This window comes from Bacillus thuringiensis (assembly GCF_001455345.1).
Lineage (GTDB): Bacteria > Bacillota > Bacilli > Bacillales > Bacillaceae_G > Bacillus_A > Bacillus_A thuringiensis_N.
Window position 1 is genome coordinate 4,802,345 of the sequence record NZ_CP013274.1, and the last position, 14,502, is coordinate 4,816,846.

The window sequence follows — 14,502 nt, forward strand, 5'->3', positions numbered from 1 at the left end:
TATATCCCAAATTAAATATAAAAAAGAACAATACAAACAATTGTATTGTCCTTTTTCTTCCCTACCATTTCTCTCTACATGCCTCAATTAAGTGCAGCAAATACCTCTTCGTCATATCTGCCCTTCTCCACCTTGAGAGCATGCGCTTTTCTTTTGGGTTCTGCCGTATTCTCGCTACTTCTTTTAATAAAAGCTCCCATTCCCCCGCTGGATGTTCTAATAAGTATTGCAATCCTCTATCTTTTGAAACGATTGTTTTATGATCTAGTGTATATAAAATACGCCCCATCGTAACGACCGCTGATTCTACCCATTCTTCTATAAAGAATAAATATGGCTGCTTCGCCTTACCACTCCAGTACTGTTCTACGTTGTATTTCATCGTATTGACTACATCATCCCACCTTATTTGAAACGGGAGATTCTCTGCTGCTTTCCCGATCACTGTAATACCTTGATTTTTCAATGTCCACCATGTGACTGCATTAATATCCCAATGTCCTATATTCGCCTTACCATCTGCACAATACACGTACTCATTCATTTCATCATTGTATTTTCCTAAATTAGCAAGCGGAATATACATACCATCCATTCTTTTACCTAACGTACTACCGCCAAGTTTCTTATGAAGTTCTACCAGTTTCTGTTTTTCAGCTTCATTCACAGAATCACTTATTACCGTAATAAAATCAACATCGCTCGTTTCTGCATGAAACGCACCGAGTGCGATGGAGCCGTAAATATATACGCCAACTATTTTTTCATCTAAAAAAATTTCTTTTAGCCCTACTATGTATTGCTCCATCAACTGCTCTACTTCTTTTGGTAACGCATGCTTTACTACACTCTCCACATCTATCCCTCCAATAAAAAAAAGCCTTTGCAAATTCGCAAAGACTTCCTGCTTTATAAATATTTCTCGATTTCTTCGTAAACATCCTTCAAACGAGGATTTCCTTCTCCAACAATTTCTCCATTTACAAGAACGACTGGATAAAATAAATCTTCTTCCACTACTCGCTCTGCGAATGCTTTCTTATCTTCATCTTCTTGTTCTTCTTGAAAATCAATATACTCGAAATTAAATTTATTTTCTTGTCCTTCATATTTACGACCAATCGCCGCTTGTAACCACTCAAACGTTTCTGTTGAAGATGGCATTCCAACGCAGCTCGCACAAATTACTTTCGTCCCATATACTTGCACATTAACCATTTCTTCTCCCCCACTTCTTGTTTCAACAGTATATTCAGATGTCTTATTACATAAGCACATCATTTTACAAACTTATTCCATACCCCTATACTGAAAAAACACGTTGTAAACATGATAAAAAATTTCGACAATAAAACAAGAAGAGAAAAAATAGATTTTCCCCTCTATCTTGATTATAATAAAACTGATGAAAGGAGTCGATAAAAATGGAAAACCCACATATGCAAGAACAAGTACTAGAAGTATTAGATAAATTACGTCCATTCTTACTTCGCGATGGCGGAGACGTTGAATTAGTAGACATTGAAGAAGGTATCGTAAAATTACGCCTTATGGGTGCATGCGGAAGCTGCCCAAGTTCTACAATTACACTAAAAGCTGGTATCGAACGCGCATTACTTGAAGAAGTACCAGGCGTTATTGAAGTAGAACAAGTATTTTAATTAAAAGCGGAAGCGGCTCGTTCAAAATGTGAGGGGGATGGAGCTTCTGACATAGAGGCGCTTTTTGCCTCGGCGGAAGAAGCGAAGCCACCGAACATTTTAGCCGCTGGAGCTGGATATTATCTAGCGGCTCGTTCAAAGTCACTTTCTAAAAGGAGACCAAATTTGGTCTCCTTTTTTATTCAAATAATACTTATCCGTTAACATCATAAAACAAAATTGGAAATCCTTCTCAAAAAATGCGATAATTGATACTATATAGTGAATCGTTCACACATATAAAGTAAAAAACATAGGGGGACGACACATGCCAAAAATGGGGAACACTTTTTTAACAATTCAAGAACTAGAGAAGAAAAAAGAGTATTTATTAGGCCTTTCATCCGTTATACCAACATGGAATGCGAGCTATCAATTTTTATTTAAAGAAATCCAGCAAGAATTATTGGGTAAAGTAAATGAAAAACTCGAAAAACATCAATTCGTTTTAAATATATGTGCAGAGCAACAGGTAGGGGCATAATGTATTACATACAATTGTGGTATATAAAAAAGAGACCTCACTTGGTCTCTTTTTTATATTTTTAAGACAGCCAATCTAATTTCCTAATCCCGAGCTTATCAACTGGTAAACGAAGTGAGCCATAAAAGTGCTTCATAAATTGCTCAGAGCGGTTCACATCGTGTAAAATGGCTTCTAAGCGATCTCTATATATGCTTTTTTGTTCTTCGTTTCCAGTTTGGTAATAGCGTTCGACTGTTTCAAAATAGTGAAGCGGGAACAAGAGTCTTGCAAATAATAGGCGCCAACCAAATGAGGATAGTGAATAATTTCGTTCGTAATCTGTAACAAATTGAACGATTGTTTTCTCCCAGTCTTTCTTTTTTTCTATCATCATATAGCGAATCAATTCTGCCATATCTCGAGTTGGGTGATCATACACCCAGTCAAAAGGAAGTTTGAGACGCTTCGTTTGATGCCATAATAAAGGTGTGAATCGTTCTTGGCAAATTGTTGCTGCATCAGTTAATTGCGGCGTATCATCCATTTCTGTATCAACAACATATTGAATTGCATTTTCTGCAACTCCTAAGTAATACGGGAAGGATTCAATAAACAATTGATCGAATACGTCTGTAGGGTGGTTCATCACTTGTGATTGCCAAAACTTTTCTAATTGATCGAGCCTTTTTTCCCATAACGCTTTCCATTCACCAATGCGGCTTAATTGCTCAATTTCTTCTGGAAAGAATGCACCTCGTTTATGGAATATAGAAAGCTCACTTCCTAATGACGTAGCATGTCGTTCTAACGCACGCATACCTTTTAATAAACAGTAATTTTGTTCTTCTATCTCACTTACATAGTAGCCGTGTATAGTCGGAACGAAAGTCGCTACAGTTAAATCCCCTTGCTGGTTCATATAGTCACTGAGCTTTTTCATCTCTACAAGTACTTCTTCCTCCATTTCTCCAATTGGAACAAGTACATAAATTTTGTTGCGAATCCAAAAGCTTTTATAGGGGCCAAGGGGGATTAATTCTTTAACATGCATGTGATAATGCTCATAAATATGATGAATCATCGCAGTCGCCACCTATGGTTTTTCTTTATATATATGAGCTTGTGCTCGCCTTTCATTCCTATGCACATGATAAAGCAACGAAACGTATACAAATACTAAAAAGAAAAAAAGGTGATAAACATGAAAGAATCAAATCAACTACAAGAAAGAGCATTACAACTATTACAAGAACGTGGTGTAACAATTGACGATATTGCTGAGCTTGTTCATTTTCTTCAAAAAAAATATCATCCAAATTTAGAGATGTCAGAATGCCGTTATAACGTTGAGCGTGTATTATCAAAACGTGAAGTACAAAACGCACTGATTACAGGTATCGAACTCGATGTTCTTGCTGAAAAAGGAATGTTAAGTGAGCCGTTACAAGATATCGTAAAACGTGATGAAGGCTTATACGGGATTGATGAAGTAATCGCACTTTCTATCGTTAACGTGTACGGCTCTATCGGTTTCACGAACTTTGGATATATCGATAAATTAAAACCTGGTATTTTAGAATACTTAAATGATAAATCAACTGGAAAGGTGCATACATTCCTTGACGATATCGTTGGCGGAATTGCTGCCGCTGCTTCAAGCCGCTTAGCGCATAGAGCTGAGCACTCGGAATAAAGTGAGACTTTAATCAGTGGGGGTTTGCTTCATCCCCCACTGATTATTAGTCGAACCAATCGGACTTTTATGGGCAGTTGATCCCCCACCTAAATTCTTTGCTCTCGCTGAATTTTGAGGTGGGGGTCTTACTGCCCATTAAAGCGGGATAAAATACGAAAGACCGTCAGTTTCATACTGACGGTCTTTCGTATTTCATGAGCATAAATTCCCTTCCGCGGCTCAAAAAAATAGGACCTTGTTGAAAACCTATTTTTTTATATAGTTTAATCGCTCTTCTATTAAATGTCGCAACACTAAGTCGAAACGTTTTCGGCTTATATTCTTTCACAGCAAACGCTATGCCAGCTTGAAAAAACATTTTCCCCAGCCCTTTCCCTGTTAACACTGGCTTCATGCCAAGTCCGATATCAATTACATCTTCTTCACCATATAAATGAGCATCTCTTCCCCCTGGCACTTGTGCATTTTCCCCAAAACAAAAATAGCCGATAAACTCTCCCTTATCGTCACAACAGCCATAATACGTCCCATCTAATAATTCCTCTATTACTTCTTCCTCGCCTGAAAAACTATATAAATTATAAGGTTCTTCGTACGTCCACGTATTTATCTCATTTGCTTCTGCTACCGTTAACTTATGTATATCCATCCTTCTCTCCCCTAATCAAATATTCTATATATACTCATTCATTTTTCGCACCTCATTTCCCTTCAATTGAAATATGCATAATTACATACGCACACCTATGAAACAAATGGTACAATTTTATTTGAATCGCTGTTGCTACACTTCTTGATCAAAGAAAAGGCGTTAAAACGGATATTAGCGCCTTATCAAACTCAAGCAATTGGCACATTTTGTCATCATGAAAGACACTCGAAAGAGTGTCTTTTTTTTATCTCACAAGGACTTACTCATTTCAACATATAAACACATAAAATGATGTAACTCTTTACATGCATGAATCCTTTCCTCAAAGTTTTGAAGCAGATTCAAAATAAAAAAGCACTCTTGGCTAGAGTGCTTTTTACTTTCAAATAAGGAGGTTCCATAGTATGGATAGTACTCTCGTATTTAACTTCGGCATTGGTATTGTTATCATTTTATTTGTTTTCTTTGTTCTTTGTATGAGCGGGGTATAGCAATCTTTTATGCTGATAACTCCTTTAAAGTATCACTTAATTTAAACTTTCTTAATTGTAAGGAAGCAATCAACGCTGCCCCTGCTCCAAGTATCACACTAGCTAGAGCTAATATGAAAACTTGATTATACGGAATGATAATAACCGTTAACTCTAAACTTGATAATACGATATAGCTAAACAAAATCCCACCAAAAATGCCAATACAACCAGCTATCGCTCCAAGTAAAGTTCCCTCTAATAAAACGATCCGTCTCATTTGCTTCGGAATAGCTCCTACCGCACGAATCATACTAATTTCAGCACGTCTTTCATGCAAGCTTGCGACAATCGCATTCATTAATCCTATACCAGAAATAATGAAAACAATTACAACTAACAAGCGAATTAACATCATCATTTGCGATAATAACTGCTCTTGTTCTTTCAATAAATCATAACTATTTATAACTTCTACATTCTCTTTATTATTTGTAATCTCTTTTACTTGCTTCTTAATCGCTTCAAATGATTGATTAGAATTTGTCATAATTTGAATGGCTTCATATCCTTGTACGTGAAACTTATCGCGAGCCCATTGTTCATTTACGAAAATATCCAAACTCCTTAACCTTAATCCTTGCTCAATAATCGAAACGACTTTAATTGTTTGTTTTTCTTTCCCTTTTCCTTGTACGTCAACCGTATCATGCAACTGAAGCCCTAAATTTTTAGCCACTTCCTTCGTAATGACTCCCTCACCATCTTGTAATGGCTTATTTAAAGTTTGTCCTGCAATCACTTTCGCCTTTGTTACTTTCTGGTACGCTACAATATCGTTACCTACAACTTCCATTGAATCATAGTTCAAATTGTTTTTTTTCATAAATTCATACCATTCTTGATTCGCTTTTTTAAAGTCATAATTCACAAGCTTTGCGGTAAAGTCAGTAGCATTCCCAACACTCGATTCCACACCATCAATTTTTCTAACCTTCTCCATCCAACTAAACGGTAATGTTTCTATTCCTTGTGACTCTACCGGAATTCTTACTACTAAGTCCGCTGGTAAATGTTTTTGTAATCCTTTTTTCATACCTTCATACATAGAATTTACATACATCGTTCCAACAAGTGCTAACATAAAACCAAATGCTAATATAGCAACCGACACAGCTGCCTTGTTTCGATAACGAATTACATTCCGGCTACTAATCGTAGTTTCAATTCTTAATATCATTTGAAACGGTTTTGCAATCACTGGTGCTATCATACGAATAAATAACGGAATCGCCAATAATAAACCGATCGCAAATAAAAGCGCTCCTATCGCACTTGGATTAAAACCAATATACTGCTCTAATACGCTACCCGTGAGTCCAATAATGGTACCAATGATTAAAATGCTAAGGCTAAAAGCACTCCATCTTTTTTCTTTTTTTTCATCACTAGGAAGACCAGGACGAAGTGCTTGAACTGGTGGAATCTTTCTAACCATGAAAGCTGGTATAATGGCCCCTATGATAGACATAACAATCCCTAGTAAAAACGTAATGAGTAAAATCTCACCTGAGATTGAGAATGATGCTTTCCCTGCACCCTCAATATTCACCCATTTATTAATGAATGATGCAGCGATTGTTTGCGTACCTGCTCCAAGAATAACTCCTGCCAGCGATCCGATTGCTCCGATGCATAAAGCCTCTAATAAAACGACTACTATAATTTGATTTGGGTTACTACCGAGCGCACGTAATAATGCCCACTGCTTAAATCGACTTCTAACAGATAAGAAGAAACTTCCCATTATTAAAAGAGCTACAACAAATAAAGCAATACCACCTAAACTAAAAATTAACGGCTTCATTACATTTAGTCGTTCAAACGCCTTATCAACATAAGTACGTTGATCCACCTTTATATTTTCAATCTTTTTATGTACATCAAAAGCAATTGCTTTTTTCACATTTACATCTTGTACTTTCACTTGAATGAGATTGAATTGATTTGGTAGATTTAATTCTTTTTGAAGCCACTGGATTGGAAAATAAGCTCCATGCCCCATTGCCGCCATTAACGGTGGATTTAAAATGCCGACGACTTTCACAGTCTTTTCTCCATGCTGCGGGAATGGCAATTTAATCGTATCTCCCACCCGTATATTTTCACGATCTGTATACCCTTTTGTCAGTGCTACTTCAGCCCCTTCTTTCGGATATCGACCTTCTAATATTTTATAAGAATGCATTTCTGGAGAATCTTGCTCCACACCCCAATAGGACGGTTTTCCCGATAACTCTTTATAATTTGGAAAAGGATATGGTATAAGTACTTTTGATATTTTTTCGGCATTTTCTAAGCCATCTATTCCTTTTAAACTTTCATTATTTAAATACATATCATTTTTTATATAGCCAAATTGTAAATTATAATCTCCATACCGGCTTACTACTTGTTCCTTCACACTTTGTTCTACTGATTGATTACCTAGTAATAACATCGTCGCTAACATAACACCTAAAGCTGCACCGAGGGCAATCAACATATTTCGCAGCCAATTTTGTTTCATTGATTTTACCGCATACTTAATTACCCATCGCATCACCTTTACCTCCTACTTTAAAGTGGCAATTCATAATTTCTTGAATATGAGTAACTTGTTGCGGGATATTTCGAAACTTCCACCCTTTACTTTCAGCATGCTCATGAATCACTTCACCATCTAATAAGAAAACAACTTTATCAGCATGAGCCGCTACGAACGGGTCGTGCGTTACAACAACAGCTGTTTGTCCTAACTCATCACACGCATTTCGAAGTGCCGCGATGATATTTTTGCTATTTTCTGAGTCTAATGCCCCTGTTGGCTCATCCGCTAACATAATTGCCGGCTCATTTGCAAAAGCTCTTGCGATCGCAACCCTTTGCTGTTGCCCGCCTGATAACTGCGCTGGTAAATGTTTTTCTTTTCCCTTTAGCCCAACAAGCTCTAATAAACGAGTTGCGGTCACCGTTGCCTTCTTTTGCGAGACATTATCTAACAGTAACGGTAATCCTACATTTTCCTCCGCACTAAACACTGGAATCAAATTAAACTGCTGAAAAATAAAACCGATTTTATGCCTTCTAAATAAAGCGAGCTCTTTCTCTTTTAATGTTGAAATCTCTGTACCGTCAACTCGAATACTACCTACCGAAGGAATATCTAATCCACCTAATAGCTGCAATAAAGTCGTTTTCCCTGAACCACTTGCCCCCATAATACAAACAAAATCTCCTTTTTGAATTTGAAGATTAATGCCTTTTAATATTTTTACTTTACTATCCCCAATATCAAACGATTTTTCTAACCTTTCAATTTCAATAATATTCATCCCCATATCCCCTTCTCTCTCTATTCACCAATCTATATATTCTATTCAAAAATGCAAAATCCCTACTATTTTGTATTTTTTTGTCACACACTAATATTTCTCATGTCAGAAAAATTGACTCTCGTAAAAAAAGTAACCATAATAGTTACACGAATACATAAAAACTACTCACATATCCACAAATAGGAGGAAAAACAATGAAACATGTAATCGTTTATGCACACCCAAATACAGAAAGCTTCAACCATTCAATTTTAGAAACGGTAAAAAGTGAATTAGAAGAAAAAGGTCATGAAGTACGTGTTCGTGATCTATACAAATTAAACTTCAATCCAGTATTAGGCGCTTCCGATTTCATCTCATTTTCGCAAGGAAACACACCAGAAGATATTAAAGAAGAGCAAGAGCATATCTCTTGGGCTGATAGCATTACATTCATTTATCCAGTTTGGTGGGCGGGACTTCCAGCTATTTTAAAAGGATACGTTGACCGTGTATTTAGCCACGGCTTCGCTTATGCTTACGGTGAAAACGGTATTGAAAAGTTATTAAGCGGTAAACAAGGCTTATTATTATCTACAATGGGAAATACGAAAGAAGCATACACAGCAGGCGGTATGTTTGACGCAATGAAGAAAACAGCGGATGTTGGTATTTTTGAATTTACAGGAATTGAAACAATTGAGCATACATTCTATACGAGTGTTCCTTCTGTGGATGACAGTGTGCGTAAACAATATCTTGAAGAAGTTAAAGATGTTGTGAATCGTGCATTTTAATAAAAAAACTCCGGCTTTAACAACCGGAGTTTTTTATTTCATCATTAATTTCGGAATATATCTTTGAAGAATGCTTTCTAATTCATTCATATCTTCCTGTCTAATAAGTAAATTTACATTGTCATTCATTTTTTCGCGCCCGCGATATAAAAATATATTTTCTTTTGGATTTTCCCATGTCGATGTTTTATAGCCTTTTAATTCTTCGTATGAATAAAAGTTTAATCCGTCTACTACACCTTTTTCATATATTTGTACACTTTTAATAAGATGGATGGCTATTAAAGTCATAAAACAACTTGCTACAGCATGAATACCTAACTGAATGAGAAACTGTTCAACTGTATCAATATCCCCACTTACGTACTGAGCATATATATACATACATTGTCCAATGAAGTACGCTGGCCCAAGTAATGCAATCCAACGTCTTTTCACTCGTGGATATGTTGCAATAAGTTTTCCCGCACTTTTTTTCATTTCATTTATTGTATATATTTTCCATAGAACAAAAAACAAAACACATAATGTAAAAACAAACATAATACATGACATCCAGTACATTCTTATTCTCCCCCTTACATCATTACATTTAAATTTTACATTTTATATACTTATAGTACATATGCAATTATGCATAAAAAAACAGGTAACCTCTTTCGGTTACCTGCGTTTCCTTACATCTTCTCAATCCACTCCGTCAAGTTATGCACAACTTGCGTCGGTTGTACTTCATATTCTGTTAACTTCTCCACAGTTGTGACTCCAGTGTGGACAAGAAGCGTATGCATACCAGCATTTATTCCTGCTAAAATATCTGTATCGTAGTTATCCCCAACCATTAATGCTTCATTCTTTTCTATGCCAAGCACTTTCAAAGCTTGTTCCATAATGATTGATTCTGGTTTTCCGATAAAGATTGGATCCACACCTGTTGATACTGCTACAACTGATGTTAATGAACCGTTACCTGGTAATAATCCGCGCTCAGTCGGAATGGCAATGTCTCCATTTGTAGAAATAAACGTTGCGCCGTTACGCACAGCAAGACAAGCTTTTGCTAATTTTTCATATGTGATGTCACGATCTAAACCAACAACAACGAAATCAGGATTTTCATCCACAAGTTCAAATCCTTTTTCCACAAGTGCATCATGTAAGCCTTCTTCACCAATCATATATACAGTTGCATCTTGTTTACGTTCGTAAATGAAGTTCGCTGTTGCCATACTCGTTGTGAATACTTGCTCTGCTTTCGCTGGAATATCGAAACGAACAAGTTTTTCTGCCACCTGTTCTGGTTTACGCGTTGAGTTATTTGTAACAAATAAATACGGAATACCGCGCTCTCCTAATGCTTTTACGAAGTCGCTCGCTTCTTCAATTTGTTCTTCTCCGCGATACATTGTACCGTCTAAGTCAATTAAGTAACCTTTATACATCGATTATGTCTCTCCTTCTATGCTAACGTTCTCACCTTATCATACTACTCTTATATTACCCGCTTTTCCAAAAGAAAAAAACGCTTTACCTTAAAGCGCCCCATAACGTTCATTTTTTCTCTTTTATTTGGTAAGAACAACTACAATCGCCCTCGCACATATTTGCTAGCGTTTTCACATCTGCGTTCGCAAATAAACGATTATACATCTCTTTTTCATCTTCACACACTTGCGGGAATCTCTCAGCGATTTCCTTTAACGGACAGTTTTGTTTTTCAATTACGAAAGAGTTCTCTCCGTCTCTCTTAATTTGAACCATATAACCATTTTTCTCTTGCATAGCTGCTATCTCTTGCACTTTATATGCTAAATTCTTTTGGTTACTCACACGCTTTTGTAACTGTTCTTCCATACGCTTCGTTCTTTCTTTTAAAACGTAACGAAGTATTTTTTCATCGCCCATTCGCGCTAAATCTTCTAGCATATCAATTGCAAATTGCTTATACTCTTTCGGGAATGTATCTTCTCCCTTTTCGCTTAATCCATACAAATAAGTTGGTCTTCCGACATGTTGCCTTACCATCTTGGAATAGATGAAACCATCCTTCTCAAGATTACTTAAATGTCTTCGAATCGCCATTTCTGTAATCTCTAAAACTTCAGCTAGTTCCGCTACCGTGTGCTCTCCCTTTACTTTCAACAACTGCACAATTTCATCTTTCGTCGTACGTGCTTCCCCCATGCTTCACCCTTCTCCCTCACATACAATATAAGACCCCCAAAAGGCATTCTTTGGGGATCTTATAAGCATAATTATTCTGGTACAAATGCAGATACAGGCCCTAATTCCTTCTCTAAATAACTGCGAATATTTGCTGGGTATTTTTCTACCACTGCAATATGTTTTTGAATCGTCTTATATAATTCATCATGATTCATTTGAATATAATCTTGCGTAAGCATTTTTCGAAGAAGGATAATTTCTTTCATTCCTTGTCCATCTTCTGCACTTATCACTCGCTCGTCCATTAAAATATCAATAATATCTTCATAGCTTCCTGGGTCGCGCATAATAAATCCATCGATCATCGCATTCCCTACATCTAATACACAATCAATAATAAGATGGGCTATGCGCTCTAATGCGTAAAATTCAAACTCGGTTTCATATATCTTTTTCTCTTGAAATGTACTTGTTGCTCGTTCTAAACATACTAGCATTTGTTCTATTTTCTTTCTGTCTACAAAATACATGAATGTCACCTACCTGGAAATTAAAGCATTTACATTTTAATTGTAACGCTTTCTTCTGAAAAAATCGACAATTTTTCGAATTCACCTTTTCTCCGTTATTTGTTATAGTTATATTTGTATGATTTTTGAAATTGGAGGAATGGAATCTTGGAACGTGAACTCGCACTAGAAATTGTCCGTGTAACAGAAGCAGCAGCATTAGCATCCGCACAGTGGATGGGCCGCGGAAAAAAGAATGAAGCAGATGATGCAGCAACTACAGCAATGCGTGATATGTTCGATTCAGTAAACATGGCAGGTACAGTTGTAATTGGTGAAGGAGAACTTGATGAAGCACCGATGTTATATATTGGTGAAGAACTAGGAACAGGTAACGGTCCAGAAGTAGATATTGCCGTTGACCCATTAGAAGGTACAAACATCGTTGCAAAAGGTCTTGCAAATGCAATGGCAGTTATCGCAATCGCAGATAAAGGAAACCTTCTTCATGCTCCTGATATGTACATGGAAAAAATCGCGGTTGGTCCAAAAGCAGCTGGTAAAATTAGCTTAGATGATCCAATTGAAAAAACAATTGAAATTGTAGCGGAAGCTAACAATAAAAAGATTCGCGATCTAACAGTTATCGTTCAAGAACGTGAACGTCATCAAGATATTATTGATCGTGTTCGTGCAAAAGGTGCACGCGTAAAATTATTTGGTGACGGTGATGTTGGTGCGTCAATCGCAACAGCACTACCTGGAACTGGTATTGATTTATTCGTAGGTATCGGCGGAGCTCCAGAAGGCGTTATTTCTGCAGCAGCGCTAAAATGCCTTGAAGGTGAAATGCAAGCTCGCTTAGTTCCAATGAACGAAGAAGAAGAAGCTCGTTGTCGTGAAATGGGACTAGAAGATCCTCGTCAACTTCTAATGCTAGAAGACTTAGTATCTGGTGATGATGCAATCTTCTCAGCAACTGGCGTATCTGCTGGTGAGTTATTAGACGGTGTGAAATTCCTTGGCGGAGATTTAGCTGAAACATATTCTATCGTTATGCGCTACAAAACAAGAACAGTACGATTCATTAAAACGCATCACCATTTAGATCATAAACCACACTTAAACTTAGATATTTAATAAAGGAGCCATGTGTATGGAAGAACGTTTCTTTCTGTACGACGATACAGTCGCTACAAGAACTCGTTTCGTTAGCTTTATGGGAGAAAATGAGCGTCATGATTTAGCGCTTTTATACTCCGATCGTCATTACGGTAAAACAATTGTCCTTGATATGCAGCGCAATAAATTTGCAATCATCGGTCCTGACGATTTAAACGAACCAGGCTACTTAGAGCATGCATTTTCTATGACTGAAGAAATTGCAGAAGAACTACGCTCATTTTTATTTGAACTTATATAATTTATCGTATGCACCAGCTATTTTAGCTGGTGTTTTTTCATCGAAATGATTTTGAATTTTCAATCTTTTATGTTATAATTAAGAATAAATCTATTTGGATAGAAAGGACGTTATCTACGTATGCCAACAACTACTTTGTAATGGACCAGCAATTGGATAGCATTACTCTCAAAAAAGCACTGTGCTTTTTCAAGGGAGTAGTCTGCCCATTCCCATTACAAAGGAACGTATTGCATCTGTAGTATGATGTTTACGGAGGTTCCTCTTTGGGGACCTCCTTTTATTTTAGTCTTTTTCTCATGCCTTCATACTACAAGACATCCAAATAGCTGTATTACGTTCCTTTACCACTACTATAAGAGGTGAAGGAAAATGCAGAAAGTACAACTTTCTTGGAGTTTATATGAAAACGAGCAAAACACAATCGAAAAATATTGTAAAAATTGCAGACGTACTACCCTATTTACCGACACAAATATTCGTAGGCATAACGCCAACGGAAAAAATATATACCGCTTTGCCATTTATAAATGTCCGAAAGACCATACGTGGAATCAAAAACTTCGTATTTATAAAGCATTTACTGATCACGTTGAAACAGTCGATATGACGCAGCAGGATCAGCCAGAAACAACTACTACCATTTCCATTACGCAACATCAAGAAAGCGGCATAACCGAAATCACGATCGTATTAGATATCGTTTTCGGTTCCCACCGCATCGATAAAGCCTTATCCACATATATTTCCGACTGGAGCCGTACACGCATTGTGGATAAAATTAAAAATGGGGATATTCAATTGAACGGACAACAAATGAAACCAAACGCAATACTTTCTGAAGGCGATTCTATTTCAATTTGTTTGTGAGCAAGTAAAAAAATCCTCTTACAATCGTAAGAGGATTTTTTTATTTCTTCAATTTTCGTAATACGAAGTGTGCACAACCGAAGTTACAGTACTCGTATAAATACTCTGATAAAGTACTAATTTTCGTATCATATGTCGAACGTTGATTACTATCATCAAAGAAACCGCGCAATCTAAGTTGCTCATAACCCCAGTCCCCAACGATGTAATCATATTTATTTAAAATTTCTGCGTAACGCTCTTTAAATGCTTCTTCACTAAAACCATCACGAAAGTTTTTAATTACTTCGTACTGAACATTATTAATGCTCACCGTAGCATGCATCTCTTGCTCTTGCTTTTGCTCCATCATTAACTTCCTCTCTAAGCATTCTTCTTTTTATCGTATCACAAAGCA

18 protein-coding genes are annotated in these 14,502 nt (G+C 36.7%); 7 read left to right on the forward strand and 11 right to left on the reverse strand.

Translation table 11 applies throughout. The annotated features are described in order from the left end of the window. Nucleotides 1–61: 61 nt before the first annotated feature. Both ATN06_RS25290 and ATN06_RS25295 read right to left on the reverse strand, forming a co-directional pair. On the reverse strand, nucleotides 62–856 hold the full coding sequence (locus ATN06_RS25290) for a nucleotidyltransferase domain-containing protein (protein WP_060632747.1): 795 nt from the start codon (nucleotides 854–856) through the stop codon (nucleotides 62–64). A gap of 53 nt (nucleotides 857–909) precedes the next feature. Beyond that, the gene (locus tag ATN06_RS25295; RefSeq protein WP_000248590.1) at nucleotides 910–1,218 is read right to left on the reverse strand and encodes a YuzD family protein; all 309 of its coding nucleotides are present in this window, start codon (nucleotides 1,216–1,218) and stop codon (nucleotides 910–912) included. Between the two features lie 206 nt (nucleotides 1,219–1,424). Between ATN06_RS25295 and ATN06_RS25300 the strand changes: the two genes are divergently transcribed. Together ATN06_RS25300 and ATN06_RS25305 are read left to right on the forward strand one after the other, a co-directional pair. Beyond that, a complete protein-coding gene (locus ATN06_RS25300) occupies nucleotides 1,425–1,661 on the forward strand; it encodes a NifU family protein (protein WP_000431159.1) in 237 nt (78 codons plus the stop codon). Nucleotides 1,662–1,968: 307 nt separating this feature from the next. Beyond that, nucleotides 1,969–2,184 carry a hypothetical protein gene (locus ATN06_RS25305; RefSeq protein ID WP_001125496.1) on the forward strand — a complete coding sequence of 72 codons (216 nt, stop codon included), beginning with the start codon at nucleotides 1,969–1,971 and terminating at the stop codon, nucleotides 2,182–2,184. A 61-nt stretch (nucleotides 2,185–2,245) separates the two neighbouring features. Here the strand turns inward: ATN06_RS25305 and yutH are convergent, their stop codons facing one another. Then, on the reverse strand, nucleotides 2,246–3,247 hold the full coding sequence (gene yutH / locus ATN06_RS25310) for a spore coat putative kinase YutH (protein WP_060632748.1): 1,002 nt from the start codon (nucleotides 3,245–3,247) through the stop codon (nucleotides 2,246–2,248). A 120-nt stretch (nucleotides 3,248–3,367) separates the two neighbouring features. Between yutH and ATN06_RS25315 the strand changes: the two genes are divergently transcribed. Further along, nucleotides 3,368–3,859: a phosphatidylglycerophosphatase A family protein gene (locus ATN06_RS25315; RefSeq protein WP_000665103.1), complete on the forward strand. Its 492-nt coding sequence runs from the start codon at nucleotides 3,368–3,370 to the stop codon at nucleotides 3,857–3,859. A gap of 172 nt (nucleotides 3,860–4,031) precedes the next feature. On the opposite strand, the gene ATN06_RS25320 is transcribed toward ATN06_RS25315, so the two are convergent. The 3 genes from ATN06_RS25320 to ATN06_RS25330 all read right to left on the reverse strand — a co-directional run bounded on the left by ATN06_RS25320 (nucleotide 4,032) and on the right by ATN06_RS25330 (nucleotide 8,358). Beyond that, nucleotides 4,032–4,511: a GNAT family N-acetyltransferase gene (locus ATN06_RS25320; protein ID WP_060632749.1), complete on the reverse strand. Its 480-nt coding sequence runs from the start codon at nucleotides 4,509–4,511 to the stop codon at nucleotides 4,032–4,034. A gap of 501 nt (nucleotides 4,512–5,012) precedes the next feature. After that, complete coding sequence (locus ATN06_RS25325) at nucleotides 5,013–7,586, reverse strand: FtsX-like permease family protein (RefSeq protein WP_060632750.1); 2,574 nt, start codon at nucleotides 7,584–7,586, stop codon at nucleotides 5,013–5,015. Continuing rightward, entirely contained in the window at nucleotides 7,570–8,358 is a 789-nt protein-coding gene (locus ATN06_RS25330) for an ABC transporter ATP-binding protein (protein ID WP_060632751.1), read from the reverse strand. The genes ATN06_RS25325 and ATN06_RS25330 overlap by 17 nt, the downstream gene beginning before the upstream one ends. Nucleotides 8,359–8,555: 197 nt before the next feature. Here ATN06_RS25330 and ATN06_RS25335 point away from each other — a divergent pair, with 197 nt between their 5' ends. After that, a complete protein-coding gene (locus tag ATN06_RS25335; RefSeq protein ID WP_060632752.1) occupies nucleotides 8,556–9,137 on the forward strand; it encodes an NAD(P)H-dependent oxidoreductase in 582 nt (193 codons plus the stop codon). Nucleotides 9,138–9,170: 33 nt separating this feature from the next. Here ATN06_RS25335 and ATN06_RS25340 read toward each other — a convergent pair whose 3' ends face one another. From ATN06_RS25340 to ATN06_RS25355, 4 genes are all read right to left on the reverse strand, one after another. Then, complete coding sequence (locus tag ATN06_RS25340) at nucleotides 9,171–9,701, reverse strand: DUF5673 domain-containing protein (RefSeq protein WP_060632753.1); 531 nt, start codon at nucleotides 9,699–9,701, stop codon at nucleotides 9,171–9,173. Nucleotides 9,702–9,814: 113 nt separating this feature from the next. Beyond that, nucleotides 9,815–10,579, reverse strand: a complete 765-nt coding sequence (locus ATN06_RS25345) for a TIGR01457 family HAD-type hydrolase (protein ID WP_000276467.1) — start codon at nucleotides 10,577–10,579, stop codon at nucleotides 9,815–9,817. Nucleotides 10,580–10,688: 109 nt separating this feature from the next. Further along, nucleotides 10,689–11,321, reverse strand: a complete 633-nt coding sequence (locus ATN06_RS25350) for a helix-turn-helix transcriptional regulator (protein ID WP_000503356.1) — start codon at nucleotides 11,319–11,321, stop codon at nucleotides 10,689–10,691. A gap of 71 nt (nucleotides 11,322–11,392) precedes the next feature. Next, the gene (locus tag ATN06_RS25355; protein ID WP_000274001.1) at nucleotides 11,393–11,833 is read right to left on the reverse strand and encodes a DUF86 domain-containing protein; all 441 of its coding nucleotides are present in this window, start codon (nucleotides 11,831–11,833) and stop codon (nucleotides 11,393–11,395) included. Between the two features lie 147 nt (nucleotides 11,834–11,980). On the opposite strand from ATN06_RS25355, the gene glpX reads away from it, so the two are divergent. The 3 genes from glpX to ATN06_RS25375 all read left to right on the forward strand — a co-directional run bounded on the left by glpX (nucleotide 11,981) and on the right by ATN06_RS25375 (nucleotide 14,105). Beyond that, complete coding sequence (gene glpX, locus ATN06_RS25360; RefSeq protein WP_000439091.1) at nucleotides 11,981–12,952, forward strand: class II fructose-bisphosphatase; 972 nt, start codon at nucleotides 11,981–11,983, stop codon at nucleotides 12,950–12,952. Nucleotides 12,953–12,968: 16 nt separating this feature from the next. Continuing rightward, nucleotides 12,969–13,235, forward strand: coding sequence for a DUF3055 domain-containing protein (locus ATN06_RS25365; RefSeq protein ID WP_000392615.1), 267 nt, complete (start codon nucleotides 12,969–12,971; stop codon nucleotides 13,233–13,235). A 372-nt stretch (nucleotides 13,236–13,607) separates the two neighbouring features. Continuing rightward, nucleotides 13,608–14,105, forward strand: coding sequence for a DUF1062 domain-containing protein (locus ATN06_RS25375; protein ID WP_060632755.1), 498 nt, complete (start codon nucleotides 13,608–13,610; stop codon nucleotides 14,103–14,105). 40 nt (nucleotides 14,106–14,145) lie between these two features. On the opposite strand, the gene ATN06_RS25380 is transcribed toward ATN06_RS25375, so the two are convergent. After that, complete coding sequence (locus tag ATN06_RS25380; RefSeq protein WP_088115932.1) at nucleotides 14,146–14,457, reverse strand: YutD family protein; 312 nt, start codon at nucleotides 14,455–14,457, stop codon at nucleotides 14,146–14,148. Between the last annotated feature and the right edge of the window lie 45 nt (nucleotides 14,458–14,502).